This window comes from Niallia sp. XMNu-256, from assembly GCF_036670015.1.
GTDB lineage: Bacteria > Bacillota > Bacilli > Bacillales > Cytobacillaceae > Bacillus_BD.
On the sequence record NZ_CP137636.1, the window covers coordinates 569094 to 589501 of the forward strand.

A 20408-nucleotide genomic window follows, 5' to 3' on the forward strand; every position below is an offset into this window, starting at 1 on the left:
ATATTTTTTGTAAGATATATTCGTAGTATTTGGGATAGAGATAAGGGGCTAGGTGCGTGTTCTAGTATGAAACATGAGGTAGAGATTGATTTCAAAATCATTGGTAGAGGCACATCGGCAGAGTAGTTCTAGATATAGGAGAACGCTCGTTTAAAGGGAATTAATTATAGCATTTTTTAAAAAGCTAAGAAAATTGATAGGAGGAAAAAAGTGATTCCTATATTTGTTTCAACAGAATGGTTAGTTGATCGATTAGATGACCCTAATCTTAGAATTATAGATGCAACAACGTTTTTAGGACCCCCTTTACATGAAGCATATATGGATGTTTCATCGGGACGAGAGGCCTATGAGAAGAACCATATTAAGGGGGCCGTTTTTGCTGATTTATATGAAGACTTTTCTGAGACAGAATCAGAACTTTCCTTCACCCACCCTTCTCGAGAGAAATTTATCAAAAATATCCGTGACCTCGGTGTTGGTGAGGAGACTTATGTAGTCGTTTATGATCAAGGAATAACAGATGACGCTATTGTAGCTGTATCGTACTGGGCGTCTCGCTTCGCATGGCAACTACGCTATGAAGGCTTTGACCGAGTTGCTGTACTTGACGGTGGCTTTATTAAGTGGCTAGAAGAAAGGCGTCCAACTACTTCACAATTGAACTCTTACCCACAAGGGAATTTTGCAGGTGTAAGAAGGCCTGAATTATTTGTCACAAAAGAGGATGTGCTACAATCGCTAGATGATGAAGATATTATAATTGTTGATAGCTTACCCCGAGAAAGCTATAACGGGGATCCGAATAGTCTAGAAAGAAGTGGCCATATTCCTGGAAGTGTAAATATCTTTTTTGGCATCCAGTCAAACTCTAAAACTAAAGAGACCTCACCTGATGGAGATATTCAGGAAATCTTTGAAAAAGCAGGTGTATTGGACCCGGATAAAAAGGTAATTATATATTGTGGGTTTGCAGTTGCTGCAACTTGGGTAGCTCTACTATTAAATAAACTAGGACAAAATAATGTGGCTGTTTATGATGGCTCCATGGAGGAATGGGCCAGTAATTTATCATTACCACTCGAAGTGAATTTTAAAAATTAAAAGGATAGTTTCGTAGAGATTCAACCATTCTCATAACTTTCTTTTTTATTACTAAGGTAAGGGCATCATCTAGTTTTTCTGGATGGTGCCCGTCTTTTATTGGGAAAATAAAAATTCTAAAGGAATCAATCATCGATCTGTCGAAATATCATTTAAAAGAGGAGGGGGGCTTATATGACGGGTATAATTGCTGTAGTAATGGTTTTTTCAATTCCCATTATCGCCATTGTAACTAATCACTTTCAAAAGGTTGCTAAAATTAGACATGATATGATTCAAGATGAACTTAAACTAGAAGAATTAAAGTATCAAAATTATTTAATCGAAACAGAAAAAATGAAACTGGAACTTGAAAAAATGAAAGCAGACGAGCTAATTCAGGATCCTTATAAGATAAAATAACCCTACTACTGATAAACATAAACAACTTGAACGGTAGCACGGATGGAAATTTGACCTGTTTGAATCGGTGGGATTTCTTCTGCTTGAAAAGTCTGAGCTTGTGCAGAGAGGACACGGCCCACCTTATTTTGTTGTGGATTTTGTTCAGTTACTTTATTGGGAACCGGGTTCATTCTTGCGCCAATCGATTGGGAGATAACCGTTGCTTTCTCGAAAGCCATTCTAAGCGCTCTTTTCAATGCTTCCTGGTAAATAAAGTCCTGATTTGATACGATAAAGTCAATGTCACCACTACGATTAACGCCATTTCGGATGGCTGTTTCATATACTCTTCCAATGATGTCAAGGTCTTTCACGAGTACCTCTAAAAGATGTTCTACTTCATAACCTCTTAAAATGGACTGCCCCTCTACATAATCGTAACGAGGAAAAATTGTATACGAGGCTGTTTGGATCGAGGATTCTTCTATCCCTAAATCTCTTAATGCTCGAATAACAGAGTTGGAAATCAATGCATTTTCCTGCTGTGCCTTTTGAACGTCCATATTCTCGGTTACCACTCCAAGCGTAACTTTTGCTTGGTCAGGTTTAACTTTAATGGTTCCCTCACCTTCAACTATTATTGTATTACCCATTTTAGGATGTGCAAATTGATTTGACGGATAAAATGGCTGGCCTTGCTGTAAGTACATTACCATCACCTCTTTTAGATTCATACAATCAACAGACTTATATGGTAAAATTTAAATCCCTATTCCTAATAAAGTGAAACTTCCGTGAGTGGGGGGTCTATCATCCCCCACTAATGGTTAGTTGAACCAATCGGAGCTTTACGGGCAGTTGATCCCCCACCCATCTTCTATTATTATACTTTAGAATCTTGAGGTGGAGATCCTACTGCCCGTTAAGCCTGATAAATTGAAGTTAGGGCCAATATTCTATACAATATCTAGTATTACGATAAATAATTATCTGTTTTCTTGATTATTTATACGAATCAACTACTAACCAATTTTTGAGGTGTATTATAAATAATGGATTTACATCAACTTTTTGTTTTTACAAAGGTCGTAGAGCATAGAAGCTTTTCGAAAGCAGCGGAAGATATTTATTTAAGTCAATCGACGGTAAGTTCCCATATTCACTCACTTGAAAAATCCTTAAATGTTACGCTATTTGATCGTGTTGGCAGGGAAAGTATCCTAACACCGTACGGAGAGCGTTTATATAAATGGGCGTTAAAATTACTACAGCTGAAGGATGAGGCCTTGCTTGATTTGAATGAGGGAATGAGCCATATGAAAGGAAATATCCGGATTGCGGCCAGTTCGGTTCCAGGGCAATTCATCATCCCTAAAATGGTTAAAATCTTTAGAAAAGACCATCAAGGGGTCACTTTCTATGTGGATCAATCTTCATCAAAAGGTGTGGCTGAAAGGGTGCTAAATGGTTCTGTTGATTTTGGAATTTTAGGAGAAAAATATGAAAATGATAAGCTTCGCTTTATTCCTCTTTTAAAGGAGAAGCTAGTATTGATCACACCAAAAGATATGGAGTTAACATGCCCTGTTTATCTGACAGATGTAGTTAACTATCCATTCATCATGAGGCATTCAGATTCTGGAACGAATGCGATGGTGGAACGATTTCTGAAAGACAACAAGATTGCCAAGGAAAAGTTAAATGTGATTGCCTATGCAGATAATAGTCAAAGTGTCATTCAATTTGTAATTGAAGGAATTGGCGTCTCAGTCATATCTGAAATTGCCGCTAAGGAACATGCGAAAATGAATCAAATCAATATGTACTTTTTCGAAGATTTTAAAACGGAAAGAAATTTTTATTTAACTTATCATATAAATCGCACTCAATCATTAATTTCTAAGAAACTGATTGAACAGGCACCCAATTTAGTATAAGGGAGAACCGGTACGATGAACTTGTTCCGGTTCTTTTTTGGTAGATGCATTAAACGCTCATTTCGATGACTAAAAAATGAGAGGTTTCATCTGCTTTAATTTCGACTCCCTCTTCAACCATTTCTAGTGCATCTCTAGCTTCTAGTGAAAGGCCATTGATCGTTGAATTCCCTTCAATTTGTACTAAGTAAGCTTGGCGTCCAGAGCTAACTTGAAAGTCAATCTCATTTCCTTTTTCAAGTTCAAGTGAATAAAAGTTGACATCCTGATTAACTTTTACAGGCGCATTTCCCTCTTTACTTGATACCATATGAAGCCACTTATTTTTTCTTTCTTCCCAATCAAACAGGAAATCGCCATAATTTGGTGTATAGCCTTGCTTATCAGGGAAAATCCAAATTTGCAGCATTCTTAAAGGGTCATTTTTACGGTTATATTCACTATGCAGCACACCTGTACCAGCACTCATATATTGAACATGTCCCCGCTCTATCGTTCTTTGATTGCCCATACTATCCGCGTGTGTTAAAGCTCCGTCTACAACGTAGGAGATAATTTCCATATCTCGGTGGGGATGGGTTCCAAATCCTGTTCCTGGTGCAATTTGATCGTCATTAATGACTCTTAATACGCCAAAGTTAATATTTTCAGGATTATAATACTCGGCAAATGAAAAATGAAATATACTTTGAAGCCAACCTTGGTTACTTTTGCCCATTTGGCGGTGATCAATTTTTCTTAACATATTATTCGCTCCTCATATAGTGAGATCTTTATTTCAATTAAATTAATCTTAATTCAAGATAAATTATACTAGCATTTTTGTTGTGCTGTCAATTAAATTTCAATTAGGAACTTTTAATTCCATTTATTATGGTAAAATTTTGGTATAACTATATGTTCGACTAACAACATGAAATGAGGGTAAAGATATGCAGTTAATCGCTTCGGAGAAAGTACAAAGTATGGCCACGAGTATTTTTACTGAATTGGCTAATAAAAAGCGGCAGGCAATTAATAAGGGTGTTGATGTTATTGATTTAAGTGTTGGAAGCCCTGATATGGCACCGCCAGACTATGTAGTTGATACTCTAGTAAAATATAGTCAAGATACAACGAGATATGGTTATACGTTAAAAGGGCTTGATGAATTTCATCAAGCTGTACAATATTTTTATAAAAAACGGTATGATGTCGATATCAATTCAGACGATGAAGTTCTGCAGTTAATGGGATCACAAGATGGACTTGCCCACTTGGCAACAGCCATAATTGATCCAGGTGACTATGTTCTTGTTCCAGATCCAGGTTATCCGATTTATGAACATGGTGTAACAATTGCTGGGGGTAGCATATATCCTATGCCATTGCTTGAGGATAATGACTTTCTACCAAAGTTAGATGAAATTCCAGTACATATTTTGGAAAAAACAAAAATGATGATTATTAGTTATCCTGGGAATCCGGTGACAGCGCTCGCAAGTAAAGGATTTTTTGAGGAAGTTGTTGAATTTGCGAAAAAACATCAAATTCTTGTGGTTCATGATTTTGCTTACTCCGAATTGATTTGGGATGGTAGACCAAGCTTGAGTTTCATGTCAGTTGAGGGGGCAAAAGACGTCGGCATTGAATTCAATTCATTGTCAAAAACATTTAATATGGCAGGATGTCGAATTGGCTATGCAGTTGGGAACAAAGAAGCACTAAAGGTTTTGGCTACTTTTAAATCAAATATTGATTATGGTATTTTTTATCCAATTCAAATGGCGGCAGTTGCTGCACTCACCTCGGATTTTCAAGTATTAGATGAACAAGTGAAAGAATATGAAAAACGTCGGGATGCTTTACTGGCAGGCTTGGAGAAAGCCGGTTGGAAAGTAGAAAAGTCTCCAGCAACAATGTTTGTTTGGGCGAAAATCCCTGCAGGTTGGTCCTCGCGAGAATTTGCCTTTGCCTTAATTGAAAAAGCAGGGGTTGCAGTCGTACCGGGTGATGCGTTTGGCGCTCAAGGTGAAGGATACGTTCGAATGGCCATCGTTCAACCATCTGAAAAACTAACTCAAGCTGCGGAGCGGATACGATTGTTTCTAAATACCAATCAACCTTCAAAATAATGTTAGAAATGCTGACTATTTTTTAAAAGTGGTCAGCATTTTTAACTTCATTCAGCAATGTTTTTGTACCGATAGTTTGCGACAGGTACAGGAGTCCACAACTTCTATAAGTTGGAATGATTGCAAAGTGTTTATTTGATTCAGCCGGGGGTTTAAACCCCGGCTGAATGAGGCTAAGCCTTCGGTGGGAGGTGAATTTGATTATAAAAACAAGATTGTAATCTATTAGCAAAGAAACTGAAATGGATGCTTGATACAATGATAGAATGAGTCTATAAATTTTAATAAAAAGGGGATTAAGATGGATTTAAATGTTGAAAAGGCATTGCAAGAATGGAAAGATGAAATTAACTCTTTGTTAAATGAAATCGATCAAAAGTATGATGAAGTGAGAAGCGAGTTACAAGTGTATACTTACAAATATAACATCACAAAACAAGTGGTCCAATCAACGATGAATGAGGAAATAATTCGAACCATTAGAGAGCAATACCAAAAGCCATTTGAAAAGTCGTTCATAGAATTGAAAGAATCGATAAAGGATTTAGAAGAAAAGAAAAAAGTCTACCAAATGTTTGTTGATAAGATTGATAAAGTTTTAGATAAAGGTGAAAATAAGATATAGCTTCCTAAAGGAGAAACAAATAAGAAGAGATAACCCCGAACTTCTTCTAAACATATAAATTCAATTAGCTAAAAAGCCTCGAATCTCCTCTCAAAAAATAAGGTATGATTTAACTTTAATGGTAAAATGTAATCATATATTGGCACTGAAATAATCATATAAGCAAAGAAGTGAGAGGACTATGCAACTACTAGAAAATGAATCAATACACGAGAGACCCGAATTAGAATTTGTAAATGTTAGTAAAACGTTTCAGCAACAAAGTGAGTCATTGCAAGTGTTAAAAGGGATTAGTGGGAAAGTTGAAAAAGGCTCTATATTAACTCTAATCGGTCCATCTGGTTCAGGAAAAAGCACGTTAATTTCGTTAACCAATTTACTGCAAACTCCAGATGAAGGTCAAATTTACATAGGCGGCCAGGAAATTCGAGAATGGGATATCCAAGAACTTAGACGTAAAGTAGGAATCGCTTTTCAGGCTGCACCAATGATGCAAGGAACAGCGCTCGAAAATTTATCGCTCCCTGCTATTTTAAAAGGAGAGCCGCTGCCGGACCCCCAGAAGTATATGAAATATGTAGGTCTATCAGATGAACTTTTATCTAGAGAGGCAAAAGAACTTTCCGGAGGTCAAAAACAAAGATTGTCACTTGCCCGAACGCTTGTGAATGAACCAGCCATATTATTATTGGATGAGGTGACATCAGCCCTTGATTCGGTTGCAGCCCATGAAATTGAAGAACTTATTTTACGGATTAATAAAGAGAGGAAAACGACCATCCTTTGGGTGACTCATGACCTCTCACAGGCAGAACGGGTCGGTGATCAAACATGGTTTTTAATGGATGGGAAAGTGATTGAAGCAGCTCCTACTCGGGAATTCTTCAACAAACCAGCTCATGACCTGACAAAGGAATTTTTAGAAACGAAGAAGGTATATATATGAGTTTAGGTGCAATTTTACTTAGTTTTATTTTCGTTATTATGGCCCTATTTCTCTCCAATGCTTTTAAATTGGGGCTAGGTCGGGATCTTATAATTTCAAGTATTCGAGCGACGATCCAATTACTAATTGTGGGGTATATTTTAAAACTCGTATTTGGCTTCGATAATCCAATTGCTGTGATCCTAATGCTACTAGTAATGATCGTAGTCGCTGCAAAAAATGCAGCAAAGCGCGGAAAAGGATTACCTCATATTTTCACAAAGATATTTATTACAATTACCATTGTAGAAATCGTTACACAAGCGTTTTTATTAGGGCTTGAAATCATCCCTCCTAAACCGGCGTATATTATTCCGATTAGCGGGATGATTATCGGGAATTCAATGGTGATTGCAAATTTATTTCTTAACCGACTAAAGGGCGAAGTAGAGATGAGAAAAGAGGAAGTTCAACTCGTTTTGTCACTTGGAGGGACAGTGAAACAGGCGATTCATCCGATTCTAAAACAATCTATTAAATCAAGCCTGATTCCGACGATTGATAGTCAGAAAACGATTGGACTTGTACAACTACCTGGCATGATGTCCGGTCAAATTATTGCAGGCGCTGACCCCCTTCAGGCTGTCCGTTTTCAACTATTAATTGTGTTCCTTATTATGTCAGCAGCCTCCATCACAGCCATTATTCTCGGGTTTCTCATCTACCCTAGCTTATTTAATAAAGACCAACAATTAACTATTAGTAAGTGGGAATAAGTGTATGAAGGTTGGCAACTAGCCTCTGTAAATTATGTTAAACTTTTAACTTCATTCAGCAAATGTTTTTGTATTCGGTGAGGGTTCAAACCCCGCTGAAAGAAGTTAAGCCTCCGGCGGATGCCTTGGACTAGGATGTGGCGTTTTGAAGCGTAATAAAAATCCGGGCGCAAATTCGGCGGGGCGAATTTTATTGAATCATAGAGGAGGAATGGCGTGAGTACTATACTAGTTATTGGCGGAGGAGTTACTGGTTTATCTGCCATGTATACATTACAGAAATGGAAGAAAGAAAGTGGGATCGATGTTCAGTTAATTTTGGCTGAAGCGGGCGCAGAGCTAGGTGGGAAAATCCGAACAGTCAAAGATGGCGGATTCTTAATGGAAACAGGCGCTGATTCGATTGTAACCCGTAAGATCAAAGAAATGCCAATTATAAAGGATCTCGGCTTGGAAGAGGAAATCGTCTACAATCATGCAGGTCAATCTTTTCTGTTTACTGAAGGTGAGCTAAAATTGATTCCGAAAGATTCGGTGTTTGGAATTCCTGCAAGCCTTGAATCTTTGGCAAAAAGTACCCTTGTTTCATCAGAAGGAAAAGTGGAAGCGCTTAAAGATTTTTATACTAAAAATGATAGGTTTACGAAGAGTGCTTCAGTCGGTGAATTCTTAGAATACTTCTTAGGAAAAGAATTAGTCGAAAAGCAGATATCACCCGTTCTTTCAGGAGTATATTCCGGGGATTTGTATGAACTAACGATTGAATCTACCCTCCCATATATATTGGATTATAAAGAGAAGTATGGAAGCATTATACAAGGTTTTTATGAAAATAAAGCTCAATTTCAAAGCGATGGAAAACAACGATTTTTATCGTTTAGAAATGGTTTAAATACATTAATCGAAGCGTATCAACAAAAGTTTGAAGATGTTGAGGTTCGTAAAAATGCAAAAGTGAGTGGGATTGACCAAGCGGATCATCGTTATCTAGTAACATTTGAAAATGGTGACTCCATCGCAGCCGATCAAATTATCTTTAGTGTTCCACATACAGTAGCACAAGGCTTTTTTAAGGATGAAGATCTTCGGGAGGAATTCCAACAGTTGAAAAACAGTTCAATGATCAGCATCTATATGGGATTCCATGTTTCAGATGAGGTTTTGCCATTAGATGGTACGGGCTTTATTACCCAGAAAGGGGAAGCCGTATTTTGCGATGCATGTACTTGGACTAGTCGAAAATGGAAACATACTTCCAAGGAAGGTAACTTGCTAGTTCGCTTATTTTATAAAAGCAGTAACCCCTATTTCGGGGCTTTAAAAGACTTATCAGAACAAGAGCTCCTTCATGTTGTCCAAGCAGATTTGAAAAAAAGCCTTGGACTGGATATCGAACCAAGTGTTAGTGTCGTTACAAATTGGACAGACAATATGCCAAATTATTTGATTACGCATTCAACAACAGTCAAAAATTTGGAAACGAAATTAGAAAGTAACTATCCTGGAATCTTATTAGCAGGTGCTTCTTATTACGGAGTAGGAATTCCAGATTGTATTGTAAACGGAGAAAACGTGGCAAGTAAAGTTATTTCTCAACTTTAATAAAAAGACACTTCTAACAAAGGTTTGTATGCTCCATATCTAGTAATTTTTTATTTCAGATAGGACTAGATATGGAGTGTTGATATTCGTTTGGATTGGGAACAGACATATATTTAAAATTTTTTCAATATACTAACTTTCTGATAAATAAAAATTTATTGACGAAACTGAAAAAGGTGGTATTATATAAGTGTAGTGTAAAATACGAACGGCATTCGATAGTGCCGAACGAAGAGGAGATCAGACGTGTCAGAACGTTTAATTCAATCTGTAGAAAGAGCAGCTGATATCCTGGAGTTATTTTTGCGCTTGGGTCCGGAACTGAGTGTGAAAGAAATTAGCGAATTTCTAAGTATTTCAAAAAGTACAGCACATGGACTCATTAAAACGCTTGAACACAGAGGATACCTTCAACAAAACCAAGAAAACCTTAAGTATAAATTAGGTTTAAGGTTATTTGAACTGGGACATCACATGGGAGAACAACTGGATATCGTAAACATTGCGCTTCCAATAATTAAGAATTTAGTTGATGAGTTGAAGGAAACGGTTCACTTAGTTGTTCGTCAACAGGACGAGCTAATTTATGTAGCAAAAGAAGAAGGTCCACAAACACTTAGAATCTATTCTCATGTTGGAAAAAGGGCACCGATTCATTGCACAGGAGTTGGGAAAGCGATACTCGCATACCAAACTGAAGAAGAAGTAAATCGAATTTTAGACACCGTTCCATTGGAAACATTTACTGAATTCACCATTACCGATAGGAACGAAATTAAACAACAATTAAAAATGATTGAATCGAATGGTTATTCGATTGATGATGAGGAAATTGAAATCGGTCTCAAATGCGTAGCCGCGCCAATTTTTAATTTTAAAGGGGAGGTCTTTGCCTCAATCAGTTGTGCTTCGCCAAAAATGAGAGTAACCGAGGATCGCCTTCCTGTCGTCATACAAGGAGTCAAAAACGCTGCTTCTGAAATTTCAAGCAAATTAGGCTACAAGCTGTTCCATGTCTCTACCAATTGAGAACAGATTAAGATATTAAATATAGACATTTAGGAGGAGAATTAATTTGGCAAAATTAAAAGCTGCCATTGTTGGCTCAGGTAATATCGGTACAGACCTTATGATTAAATTAGGAAGATCAGAATACTTAGAATTAACTGCTGTTATCGGGATTGACCCAGAATCAGATGGACTTCGTCGTGCAAGAGAAGCTGGCTATGCGGGTGTAGATACTGGAATTGATGGCTTCTTTGCAGATTCTAATCTAGAAGCAGATATCATTTTTGACGCAACAAGTGCGAAAGCCCACCTTTATAATAATAAATTAGCTCAAGAACGCGGCATTAAAATGATCGATTTAACACCAGCTGCTGTTGGACCATATGTATCACCGGCGGTAAACATAGATGAACATATTGACAAAAGCAATATCAACATGATCACTTGTGGTGGTCAAGCTACAATTCCAATGGTACATGCAATTAATCGTGTAGCAAGTGTTGATTATGCAGAAATCGTTGCAACGATCTCAAGTAAAAGTGCGGGCCCTGGTACACGTGCTAACATTGATGAGTTTACTGAAACAACGTCAAAAGCGATTGAAGTAGTAGGTGGAGCGAAAAAAGGGAAAGCCATTATCATTTTAAACCCTGCTGAACCTCCAATTATGATGCGTAATACGGTTTATGCATTAGTAGAAGAAGGAAAAATGGATGAAGCTAAAATCCGTGAATCAATTCTTGAAATGGAAAAAACCGTTCAATCTTATGTTCCAGGATATCGCTTACGCACAGAACCTATTTTTGATGGCAATAAAGTAACCATCTTCATTGAAGTAGAAGGTGCAGGAGACTACTTACCAAAATACTCAGGTAACTTAGATATCATGACATCTGCTGCTGTCCGTGTTGCTGAAGAGTTTGCAAAAAATGCGAAGAAAGAAACAGTCTAAGCTGTAGAAAGGGGAAAATAACATAATGACAAATGAGAGAGATATTTTAATTACAGAGGTTGCTTTACGTGATGGAAGCCATGCGGTTAACCACCAATTTACAGTTGAACAAGTACGTGACATTGCAAAAGGTGTAGCGGAAGCAAATATTCCTTACATTGAAGTGGCACACGGCGACGGATTAGCGGGTTCATCTTTACAGTACGGCTTTTCTAAAGTAGATGAAATGGAATTAATCGAGGCAGCTGTCGACGCTGTTGACGGCAAGTCAAAGGTGGCTGTTCTTTTACTACCTGGTATCGGAACTCTAACAGAATTAAAACAAGCGGCAGATTTAGGTGTAAAAATGGCTCGTATCGCTACACATGTAACAGAAGCAGACGTGGCTCCACAACATATCGCATATGCAAAAGAATTAGGATTGGAAACAGTTGGCTTCCTAATGATGTCTCATATGGCACCAGTTGAAAAATTAGTAGAACAAGCAAAATTAATGGAGAGCTATGGAGCGGATACAGTATACGTAGTTGACTCTGCTGGTTACTTAGTTCCTGATCAAGTGACTGAGCGCATCCATGCATTGAAAGAATCTTTAGGTGTAAACATTGGCTTCCACGGCCACAATAACTTATCTTTAGCAATGGCAAACACACTGGCTGCGATCAATGCAGGTGCAACTCGTATTGATGGAAGTATTCGTTGTCTAGGTGCGGGTGCTGGTAACACACAAACGGAAGTTCTAATTGCTGCTTGTGAGCGTTTTGGAATTAAAACAGGTGTAGATCTGTATAAAATTATGGATGTGGCAGAAGATGTTGTCGCACCAATGCTACAAGTACCCCAAGAAATTACGCGTGACAGCTTAACTCTTGGATATGCAGGTGTTTATTCAAGCTTCGCGCTTCATGCAAAACGTGCAGCTGAAAAATTCGGTGTTGACTCTCGTGATATCTTAATTGAACTTGGTAACCGCAAAGTTGTCGGTGGTCAAGAAGATATGATTATCGATGTTGCGTCTGAACTTGCAAAGGCGAAAAGCGCAGTAGCTGCAAAATAAATAATTATAATTTCCTATGGGGATGGGAAAGGGTTTTTAATAAAGGGGATATAATATAGAAAGCAAGTAGAGCTTCCTGTTAATAGAGGAAAACCTACTTGCTTTTTCGTATTGATCGTATATTTTGAAATCGTCGCTTTTCTAGTATAATAGGACTGTATTGAATAACAAGAGGGGAGTGAATAAAAGTCAAAACAATTATCAACTGGGTTTATATACTACTAGGATTTTTATGTGTAGGGTTAGGGATTATTGGAATTGTTCTTCCGATCCTGCCGACTACACCATTATTCCTCTTAGCAACATTCTTTTTTGTAAAAGGTTCGGATAAATTCGATCGCTGGTTTAAAGGGACGAAATTATATAAAAAATATCTTGAAGATTTTGTTAGAGAGAGAGCGATGACACGTAAGCAAAAGTGGACAATTTTATTAACTGCAGATGCAATGATTGCTATTCCGTTTTTTATTTTGGACAGCAATCTTGTGAAAATCTTACTTATCCTCGTCGTAGCTTATAAGTATTATTATTTTATGACAAAAATTAAAACGATAGAAGCTCACTGAGTGGAGGGGTTTGTTTGTATTTAACGATTAAAGAGACGGCTGAATATTTATCTTTGCCAGAGTCTATGATTCAAAAACTTATTGTTCAAGGTAGTATTCGAGCTATGCCTGATGGGAACGGGGAATATCTTATTAGCAAAGGGCAATTTAATACCCATCTAGAGCAGATGAAAAAATATAAAGAACTCGTCCAAGAATATTATAATGAACCGATTCCGGAAGATCGCGATATTAAGGATGAGGATTAAAAGAAGAAAGCTTAGACATTTATAAGGGTCTAAGCTTTTTGCGTTATTAAACGTAAGTTGTTTGACGACCCTTTTGTTAACATTATTGTGCTGTCGACATATCCTCTAAATTTATTATAGAACCTCTCCATCAACAGGGCCAGTCAGCTCAACATTGTGTTCATCGGCAAGCCTTTCAATTTCATGGTTGTAATCTCGAAAAAGCTTTCGTGCCTCACTTAACATTTGGTTGGCCTCTTCAATTTTGGCTCGGTCATATTCCTCTAAAGCTGTGACAATCCTTATGAAAGCGTTGCTTTGCAAGTTAACTGCCTCAATATAAATCTCATGTGCTTCCCGCAATTCATCGGTTTTGACTTTAATTGATTCTAATTCGGTTTCAAACCTTTGATAAGTAGGAATAACTTCTAATAGCATCATTTCGTATAGAATATAGTCATCCGTATAGTTGGCACCTGTGACGCTTTCGTAAGCACTAAGGGCCTCATTTTCCAAGTGGGCAATCTCGGCAAGGTCTTCATTTAAGTATACAAGAAGATCTTCTTGAACGGGGTCACTAAAACAGCCGGAAAGGACGAACGTGAGGAACAAAACGGGTACAAGCAGCCATTTTTTCAAGCCTTCCACCTCCATAATCTTAATGTATGAAGACTGGAAGTCCCAGGATACCAGTTGCCCGAGCGGTTATTAATCGTTTTCTATATAAAATACACTTTTGGTGGTTCCTTTTTTAATGAGATTCATTGAATTTAAGATTTGTTGTGATGTTCGTCTAGAGGATAATAGGAGGAACTCCCTGCACGTTTTATTTGTTATAGGAGAATCAAATAGCAAGAAATAATCTTTGATGGCTTGGATGTGTCCTTCTTTTGACTCATTCATACAATATGGACAAAACCAGATCCCGTGATTCCTTTTCATCGGATAACGAAGACAAGTGGGACATTGAATGTCTTTAATAATTTCATGTGGGGAAATGCCCCATTTGTTTAGGATATTTATTTTCATAGGGGTATTTTCCTTAATGAGAGTTTTATGTATTTTTCGTATCATTTTACTATCTGCTACAGAGGTAGAATAAGGTTGTTCAAACTCAAGAATTTTATTAACAATATGTTCGGTATGAAACACACGGTCAAATAGTTTCTCATCATTTGTTTTCATAATGCTTTGTGGGTAGCTGATTGTAGCAAAATGCTCGATGGGGATAGAAGGAAAATTATGTTTTATAAGCCAATTTTGAAATTGGTAGGATTGCCGTTGTGCCTGTTCTCGTGGATTTGTAAAACCGTTCTCATTTCCTTCAACTGTTCGGATTAATTGTTTGGAGTATTTATCAAAAAAGAGTTCGCCAAATATATTTTTCGTTTCTAAAATAAAAATGACTTGGGGAGAAAGCAAAAGTGTGTCGATTTGAAAGGGAAATTGATCGGTTAAATGAAGGTCCCGCACGATTGTATAGCGATTATGCGGAAGAAACGTTAGGTGATAATCCATATTTAGCTCACCACGATATCCAGCCCGTCTTTTTTCAATGCTATTATGGACTTTCGGTAATATGGGATGATTTTTCGGTAATCTCCGCGCAAGTGCTTCCTCTTGAAGTAGCCGTAAAGGTGGTTTTCTTTCATTTTTCATATAACATTCACCTCAATAAGTATTCTTTGATTACATTCTAGAAAACTACTATGGTTCCTTCTCTATATTTGTGGTTTTTATGAACAATTAATGAAATATTACTGGCTTCTGCGATGTTTATTGGTTTTGAAATCTAATTAAAAAAAGAATTGCACCAGAATTAAGGAGGATTGCACCAAAACGGGCAATAATTGCACCAAAACGGGCAATAATTGCACCAAAACGGGCAATAATTGCACCAAAATTAAGGAGGATTGCACCAAAATCCGCAGGAATTGCACCAAAACCGTCCTTAATTGCACCTACTCCCTTTTTCTGGAAAAAATCCGTTACTATCTCGACAAAAATAGACCTGATTCAAAGAATCAGGCCTTCACAAATTAAAGTTTAAATGAACTTTTCAACGAAACGATCAAATTAAATACTGTTTTTTCAACGGTTGATAATTTAGGATCGACGTTAAAATAGCCATGGCGGAAAAATTGAAACTTTTCTTGGGATTTGACATCTTTCATATTCGGTTCAACAAACCCTTGAATGATTTCTAACGAATTTTTATTCACATGATCAATGAAAGTGGTTTCCTCCCCAGCTTCTTCTGCTGCTTCTAATTCATCATCAAGAATTAATGGCTCATATAAACGGAATTCGGCTGGAATGGCTTGACTCGCTTCAACCCAGTGAATCGTGCCTTTTACTTTACGACCTGTAAATCCACTACCACTTTTTGTTTCTGGATCATAGGTACAATGAATTTCAATGACATTTCCTTCACTGTCTTTTATTACTTCTTCACACTTAATAAAGTAAGCATGTTTTAAACGCACTTCGTTTCCAGGGAAGAGACGGAAGTATTTCTTTGGTGGGTTTTCCATGAAATCCTCTTGCTCAATATAAATCTCACGAGAAAATGGAATCTTACGAACACCCATTTCTGGATTTTCTGGATTGATTTCCGCATCAAGCATTTCGACTTGTCCTTCTGGATAATTCGTAATCACGACTTTCAAAGGACGAAGAATCCCCATTGTGCGCGGAGCCTTCAGTTTTAAATCCTCCCGAACAAAGTGTTCTAACATGGCAGAATCAGCTGTACCTGAAGCCTTTGAGACACCGGTTTCTTGAACAAAATTTACAATGGCTTCAGGAGTATAGCCGCGTCTTCTTAAACCAGAAATCGTTGGCATGCGTGGATCATCCCAGCCATCCACAAACCCTTCATCAACGAGTACTTTGAGCTTACGTTTACTCATGACCGTATTCGTTAAATTTAAACGACCAAATTCATATTGATGCGGAACACTCTCCATTTCACAATGTTCGACAACCCAATCATATAGCGGACGATGGTCTTCAAATTCAGTTGTACAAATGGAGTGTGTAACTCCTTCGATCGCATCCTCTAACGGATGGGCAAAATCGTACATTGGATAGATGCACCATTTGTCACCTGTATTGTGATGGGTAGCATGAGCTATTCGATAAATAACCGGATCGCGCATATTTAAATTAGGTGAAGCCATATCGATTTTTGCCCGTAAAACTTTACTTCCGTTTTCAAATTCACCATTTTTCATCCGTTCAAATAGGTCGAGATTCTCCTCTGCCGAACGATCGCGGTAAGGGCTCATCTTTCCTGGCTCGGTTAATGTACCGCGGTATTCACGGATCTCTTCAGCCGTTAAATCGTCTACATAAGCAAGCCCCTTTTTTATGAGCAATACGGCACGGTTGTACATTTCATCAAAATAGTTTGACGCAAAGAAAAGATTGTCCCAGTCAAAGCCGAGCCATTTTACATCTTCTTTTATTGAATCGACATATTCTTGATCCTCTTTTGTCGGGTTAGTATCATCGAATCGCAAATTCGTTGTTCCATTAAATTCATCCGCAAGACTAAAGTTAATGACGATTGATTTTGCATGACCGATGTGTAAATACCCATTTGGTTCAGGAGGAAAACGGGTAACGATCTCACTATGTTTTCCGCTTTCTAAATCTTCCTTTATAATAGTCTTAATAAAATTTGAATTATTTTCCATCCCTGAATCAGCCTTTCTATTATGTAAGGTTCTTATCCACCATTATAGCAAATTAAAATGTAACACTTAAACAATATAAAAGATATTTTATCATTATAACCACTTTTCACAGCAAACAATCTACTAGGACCTATTCAGTTAACCACCATTTTACTCATAAGGCTAACTTAGTAATTTAAAAAATGGTACAATAGAGAAAATGACTTCGAGGGTCTTAATACCTGTTAAGTGTCGAATAAAGTGAGCTAAACGACATTGTTCGTCAATACGTATTGTATATTATACTAAAATAAAGGAAATTGAGTGGTAAAGGAAGTAATATTTACATATATATGAGAGCGTGAATTTTACTTGGGGGACGATAATAGTGAATGATGTGAAATTGATTGAAAAAAACTACTATGAAACATTATTAGATGATCACTCAGATAAGGAGCCGATTCAGTTTTTTGGAGAGGCTTTTTTAGAAGAATCTAAAAACGACATCCCGGAATTATCAGAAATTCGATTTGCCCAAGGTGAATTATATTTTCAGTATAAAGACTTTGAAACAGCGATTTTCAAATGGGAAAGCGTCCAAGGAGAGCTTGAATATTGGGCGAAAAAAAATATCGCGGATGCTTATTTTGAACTGGGCTTATTGCCAACGGCAGAGGAAGTTTACCATAGTATCGATACGACTGACTTAATACTGAAAACAGAAATTTGGCTGCAACTGTTTTCATTATATATCCAACTCGAAAAGTTCGACCTTGCCAGCCAGAAGATTAAGCAGACAGTCGTGATCAATCCTGATTATCAGAATGTAACAATGCTGGCGCGAGCCTTTTTTGAGAAACAGCAAGATTGGTCTAGTGCGATTGAACTAGCCGCAAATGAAGGGGCACGCTTAGAATCTGTTGAGTGGTTTGATATTTTAATAGATTATGTGAAAAATGGTCATACTGTTATAAAAGAACCGGCTTATTTTGCCAAAGGCCTTAATTTGTTGGCTACATTGGCCCCTGAGCGTTTTGAGGAACTTGGAGCATCGCTATGGAATAGCTATTTCGATACACCGAAACATATGGATTGGGTCATGGTGATCAATGGGGTCATCGAAAGCTTGGATTCTAATCAAGACACTTGGAGCGAGTTATCGAGTTGGTATGAACAATCATACTTTTCTTTGATTAATGGTGAATTTTTAGTTAAAGAAATTGAAACAATTATTCCACAAGTATTAAAAAGCTGGCTTAAAATCTGTGATTCTTCTAGGGTGTTGGCGGTGTCCGCTGCAATTCTATCATGGGAAGAGATATTCCCTGGAAGTATTGAAGCCTCTACTGTCTATAAAGCTGAAAGTTATCTATTGGAACTTGACCAACCGTCCTTCAGCATTGACACAGTGATTAAGCTGGCTCGAGACATCTTAATATGGGCGAGTAAGCAGCAATTACAACCATCCCAAACGTTAAAGTGGATGTTAACATCTATAATGAACCCAAAGCAGTATCAACTTTTACTTCTTGGAACTTATGAAAGTGGTAAATCAACCTTTGTCAATTCTGTATTGAATCAGGAGGTTTTACCGGAAAGCCAGTCAAGCCTAGTAATTGTAGATCACGCAGATGAGGATGTAATCGACGAAATTTCAGAGTCTCAAATTTTACAAGTCGAGGAAGTTGAGGAACAGCCATCATTTCGATATCAATGTTCCTATCATGTGAAACTAGAGAATGACTTTTTAAAAAGAAACGAGCTTTCTATCATTCATACACCTGATTTAATAGGGCAGGATGATGATTACGAACATTTGCATTTAGCGGATGGAATCTTGTTTATATTAAATGCCAACAATCCTATAACCGAATCAGAGATTGAGGCTTTAACGAAAATAGCAGAAATGAAGCCGAATGTGCCGATTCACTTCCTATTAAATAAAATGGATTCAGTATATGATGAGGCAGAGGCAGGCATGCTTATTAGTGATACGGCCGCTAAAATACGTCCATATGTTGGAAATGCGAAAATATTTGCCTATTCACCGCATTATGATCCGCACAGTCAGTTAAGAGATTTAAGTCATTTCTTAAATGATTATTTTAGAAAGCAGGACAACACGTTAGGCAGAACAACTAACCTCCTTTACTATATTCGCAAGATGATCTCTTATTTAATTAATAAACGAATTGATAAGGAAAATTCGTTAGCGGATAGTATTCGATGGAATGAATCGATGGTGTCAAAAGTGAGTGGGGCTGTTCATCAAGTAAGCGATTTAGAAATTGACAAGGTTCGCGTTATGACAAGATCCTACAACAATGTGAAAGAAGCCATGAGGAAGGATTTGTTAGAACATATTCCGACTTTACTTAAAAGCACCACTGAATTTATTAAAGAAGACAGTGATTTTGGAAATCTGTATAACGAATTAAATGAAGAAATGAATAGAATTGTAAAGACTTACTTGGAAGACAAAGCTTTACCACAATATTACGGTTTTATTCAAAATTGGATTGAAGACTGCACAAACATTTTTAATGAAGTCCAATTTTCAATTAATGAGATGGCGGATAGTTTTAATGAACTTTATGGAGAAGAAAAGTTAAAACTAGAGTGTGATTTTAAAGTGTTAGATGATTGGCGACGAGATGCAGATCGAATGACTAGTGGGATGTACTGGGAAAACCTTAATATCTTTTTACGGTCTACCCCAACCCAACTATTATTAAAAAGTGCTGGGAAGTTACTTGGCGGACTTTCCCAAAATAAAACAAAGCTTTATAACAAATACAAACAGCTTATCGAATCAGAGGATTACGTTGCGGTTACAGAGTTAATTGCAAATAAATTCTTCCAGCAATTTGAATTGTTTGAGAAGGGACTTGACCGCGATGTGGCAATTTTCTTCAGAAATCCGCTTGCGATTTTAAAACAAACAGTGGATGAAACCAATCAGGATACTGCTTCCATGAGAGAAGAATTAAAAGTAATGCGCCAAAACCCTGAATACTACACAGATCCACTTACCTTCTTTGAAGTGAGGTTAAGACAGAATGAATGGCTTAATCAAAAGGAAAGTAAAATGAGAGTATAGTCTTAGCAAGGGAAACCCGTTTTCGAGTAGAGAACGGGTTTTTTGTTATGTTTTTTTTCAGAAAAAGAGAATAGGTGCAATTACAGGTAAAACTGGTGCAATCCAGCTCCAATTTGGTGCAATTCTTCCTCATTTTGGTGCAATCACCCTCCACTTTGGTGCAATTCCAAGAAATAGGTCTAAAAATATTCGTAGAAGTCATAAAAACAACGAAAATCTTCCCTTAATGAATCAAAACGGTATAAAAAACTATTGTTCTATTCTAAGGATTGGTCCATATACATAATCATGGTATTTCTTAGACTTTTTTATGGAACAACAATCCAATCTTATTAGCCAAGGTTTCCATAT

The 20408-nt window shown here is 37.3% G+C and carries 19 protein-coding genes; 14 read left to right on the forward strand and 5 right to left on the reverse strand.

Annotation, left to right across the window (positions count from 1 at the left end; translation table 11 throughout):
- Positions 1-210 precede the first annotated feature (210 nt).
- Positions 211-1104 (forward strand): sulfurtransferase, encoded by an 894-nt coding sequence (locus R4Z10_RS02850; RefSeq protein WP_338471727.1) that lies wholly within the window; start codon positions 211-213, stop codon positions 1102-1104.
- 174 nt (positions 1105-1278) lie between these two features.
- Entirely contained in the window at positions 1279-1506 is a 228-nt protein-coding gene (locus R4Z10_RS02855) for a hypothetical protein (RefSeq protein WP_338471728.1), read from the forward strand.
- 5 nt (positions 1507-1511) lie between these two features.
- Here the strand turns inward: R4Z10_RS02855 and R4Z10_RS02860 are convergent, their stop codons facing one another.
- Complete coding sequence (locus R4Z10_RS02860) at positions 1512-2198, reverse strand: SIMPL domain-containing protein (protein WP_338471729.1); 687 nt, start codon at positions 2196-2198, stop codon at positions 1512-1514.
- Positions 2199-2540: 342 nt separating this feature from the next.
- Between R4Z10_RS02860 and R4Z10_RS02865 the strand changes: the two genes are divergently transcribed.
- Positions 2541-3425, forward strand: coding sequence for a selenium metabolism-associated LysR family transcriptional regulator (locus R4Z10_RS02865; protein WP_338471730.1), 885 nt, complete (start codon positions 2541-2543; stop codon positions 3423-3425).
- Positions 3426-3474: 49 nt separating this feature from the next.
- On the opposite strand, the gene R4Z10_RS02870 is transcribed toward R4Z10_RS02865, so the two are convergent.
- Complete coding sequence (locus R4Z10_RS02870; RefSeq protein ID WP_338471731.1) at positions 3475-4170, reverse strand: pirin family protein; 696 nt, start codon at positions 4168-4170, stop codon at positions 3475-3477.
- Positions 4171-4357: 187 nt separating this feature from the next.
- On the opposite strand from R4Z10_RS02870, the gene R4Z10_RS02875 reads away from it, so the two are divergent.
- The 10 genes from R4Z10_RS02875 to R4Z10_RS02920 all read left to right on the forward strand — a co-directional run bounded on the left by R4Z10_RS02875 (position 4358) and on the right by R4Z10_RS02920 (position 13298).
- Positions 4358-5539 carry an LL-diaminopimelate aminotransferase gene (locus tag R4Z10_RS02875; protein ID WP_338471732.1) on the forward strand — a complete coding sequence of 394 codons (1182 nt, stop codon included), beginning with the start codon at positions 4358-4360 and terminating at the stop codon, positions 5537-5539.
- 301 nt (positions 5540-5840) lie between these two features.
- The gene (locus R4Z10_RS02880) at positions 5841-6164 is read left to right on the forward strand and encodes a hypothetical protein (protein ID WP_338471733.1); all 324 of its coding nucleotides are present in this window, start codon (positions 5841-5843) and stop codon (positions 6162-6164) included.
- Positions 6165-6345: 181 nt separating this feature from the next.
- A complete protein-coding gene (locus R4Z10_RS02885; RefSeq protein WP_338471734.1) occupies positions 6346-7110 on the forward strand; it encodes a phosphate ABC transporter ATP-binding protein in 765 nt (254 codons plus the stop codon).
- Positions 7107-7865, forward strand: a complete 759-nt coding sequence (fetB, locus tag R4Z10_RS02890) for an iron export ABC transporter permease subunit FetB (protein ID WP_338471735.1) — start codon at positions 7107-7109, stop codon at positions 7863-7865. Before R4Z10_RS02885 ends, fetB begins: the two co-directional genes overlap by 4 nt.
- 216 nt (positions 7866-8081) lie before the next feature.
- Entirely contained in the window at positions 8082-9467 is a 1386-nt protein-coding gene (gene hemG / locus R4Z10_RS02895; protein WP_338471736.1) for a protoporphyrinogen oxidase, read from the forward strand.
- Positions 9468-9713: 246 nt separating this feature from the next.
- On the forward strand, positions 9714-10496 hold the full coding sequence (locus R4Z10_RS02900; protein WP_338471737.1) for an IclR family transcriptional regulator: 783 nt from the start codon (positions 9714-9716) through the stop codon (positions 10494-10496).
- Between the two features lie 46 nt (positions 10497-10542).
- Entirely contained in the window at positions 10543-11427 is an 885-nt protein-coding gene (locus R4Z10_RS02905; protein WP_338471738.1) for an acetaldehyde dehydrogenase (acetylating), read from the forward strand.
- A 25-nt stretch (positions 11428-11452) separates the two neighbouring features.
- Positions 11453-12484: a 4-hydroxy-2-oxovalerate aldolase gene (dmpG, locus tag R4Z10_RS02910; RefSeq protein ID WP_338471739.1), complete on the forward strand. Its 1032-nt coding sequence runs from the start codon at positions 11453-11455 to the stop codon at positions 12482-12484.
- A gap of 215 nt (positions 12485-12699) precedes the next feature.
- Positions 12700-13050 carry a YbaN family protein gene (locus tag R4Z10_RS02915; protein ID WP_338473147.1) on the forward strand — a complete coding sequence of 117 codons (351 nt, stop codon included), beginning with the start codon at positions 12700-12702 and terminating at the stop codon, positions 13048-13050.
- A 14-nt stretch (positions 13051-13064) separates the two neighbouring features.
- The gene (locus R4Z10_RS02920; RefSeq protein WP_338471740.1) at positions 13065-13298 is read left to right on the forward strand and encodes an excisionase family DNA-binding protein; all 234 of its coding nucleotides are present in this window, start codon (positions 13065-13067) and stop codon (positions 13296-13298) included.
- Between the two features lie 114 nt (positions 13299-13412).
- Here the strand turns inward: R4Z10_RS02920 and R4Z10_RS02925 are convergent, their stop codons facing one another.
- The 3 genes from R4Z10_RS02925 to R4Z10_RS02935 form a co-directional block, all read right to left on the reverse strand.
- Positions 13413-13916, reverse strand: coding sequence for a hypothetical protein (locus R4Z10_RS02925; RefSeq protein ID WP_338471741.1), 504 nt, complete (start codon positions 13914-13916; stop codon positions 13413-13415).
- A gap of 69 nt (positions 13917-13985) precedes the next feature.
- On the reverse strand, positions 13986-14936 hold the full coding sequence (locus R4Z10_RS02930) for a nuclease-related domain-containing protein (protein ID WP_338471742.1): 951 nt from the start codon (positions 14934-14936) through the stop codon (positions 13986-13988).
- Positions 14937-15316: 380 nt separating this feature from the next.
- Positions 15317-16978: a glutamine--tRNA ligase/YqeY domain fusion protein gene (locus R4Z10_RS02935; RefSeq protein ID WP_338471743.1), complete on the reverse strand. Its 1662-nt coding sequence runs from the start codon at positions 16976-16978 to the stop codon at positions 15317-15319.
- Positions 16979-17345: 367 nt separating this feature from the next.
- On the opposite strand from R4Z10_RS02935, the gene R4Z10_RS02940 reads away from it, so the two are divergent.
- The gene (locus R4Z10_RS02940; RefSeq protein WP_338471744.1) at positions 17346-20057 is read left to right on the forward strand and encodes a dynamin family protein; all 2712 of its coding nucleotides are present in this window, start codon (positions 17346-17348) and stop codon (positions 20055-20057) included.
- Positions 20058-20408: the final 351 nt, after the last annotated feature.

What these genes read in the sequence shown, in the direction of transcription:
- R4Z10_RS02855 (WP_338471728.1), top strand. Translation starts at nt 1,279, where the DNA reads ATGACGGGTATAATTGCTGTAGTAATGGTTTTTTCAATTCCCATTATC.
- R4Z10_RS02870 (WP_338471731.1), bottom strand. Translation starts at nt 4,170, where the DNA reads ATGTTAAGAAAAATTGATCACCGCCAAATGGGCAAAAGTAACCAAGGT.
- R4Z10_RS02865 (WP_338471730.1), top strand. Translation starts at nt 2,541, where the DNA reads ATGGATTTACATCAACTTTTTGTTTTTACAAAGGTCGTAGAGCATAGA.
- R4Z10_RS02875 (WP_338471732.1), top strand. Translation starts at nt 4,358, where the DNA reads ATGCAGTTAATCGCTTCGGAGAAAGTACAAAGTATGGCCACGAGTATT.
- R4Z10_RS02930 (WP_338471742.1), bottom strand. Translation starts at nt 14,936, where the DNA reads ATGAAAAATGAAAGAAAACCACCTTTACGGCTACTTCAAGAGGAAGCA.
- dmpG (WP_338471739.1), top strand. Translation starts at nt 11,453, where the DNA reads ATGACAAATGAGAGAGATATTTTAATTACAGAGGTTGCTTTACGTGAT.
- R4Z10_RS02880 (WP_338471733.1), top strand. Translation starts at nt 5,841, where the DNA reads ATGGATTTAAATGTTGAAAAGGCATTGCAAGAATGGAAAGATGAAATT.
- fetB (WP_338471735.1), top strand. Translation starts at nt 7,107, where the DNA reads ATGAGTTTAGGTGCAATTTTACTTAGTTTTATTTTCGTTATTATGGCC.
- R4Z10_RS02885 (WP_338471734.1), top strand. Translation starts at nt 6,346, where the DNA reads ATGCAACTACTAGAAAATGAATCAATACACGAGAGACCCGAATTAGAA.
- R4Z10_RS02860 (WP_338471729.1), bottom strand. Translation starts at nt 2,198, where the DNA reads ATGTACTTACAGCAAGGCCAGCCATTTTATCCGTCAAATCAATTTGCA.
- R4Z10_RS02935 (WP_338471743.1), bottom strand. Translation starts at nt 16,978, where the DNA reads ATGGAAAATAATTCAAATTTTATTAAGACTATTATAAAGGAAGATTTA.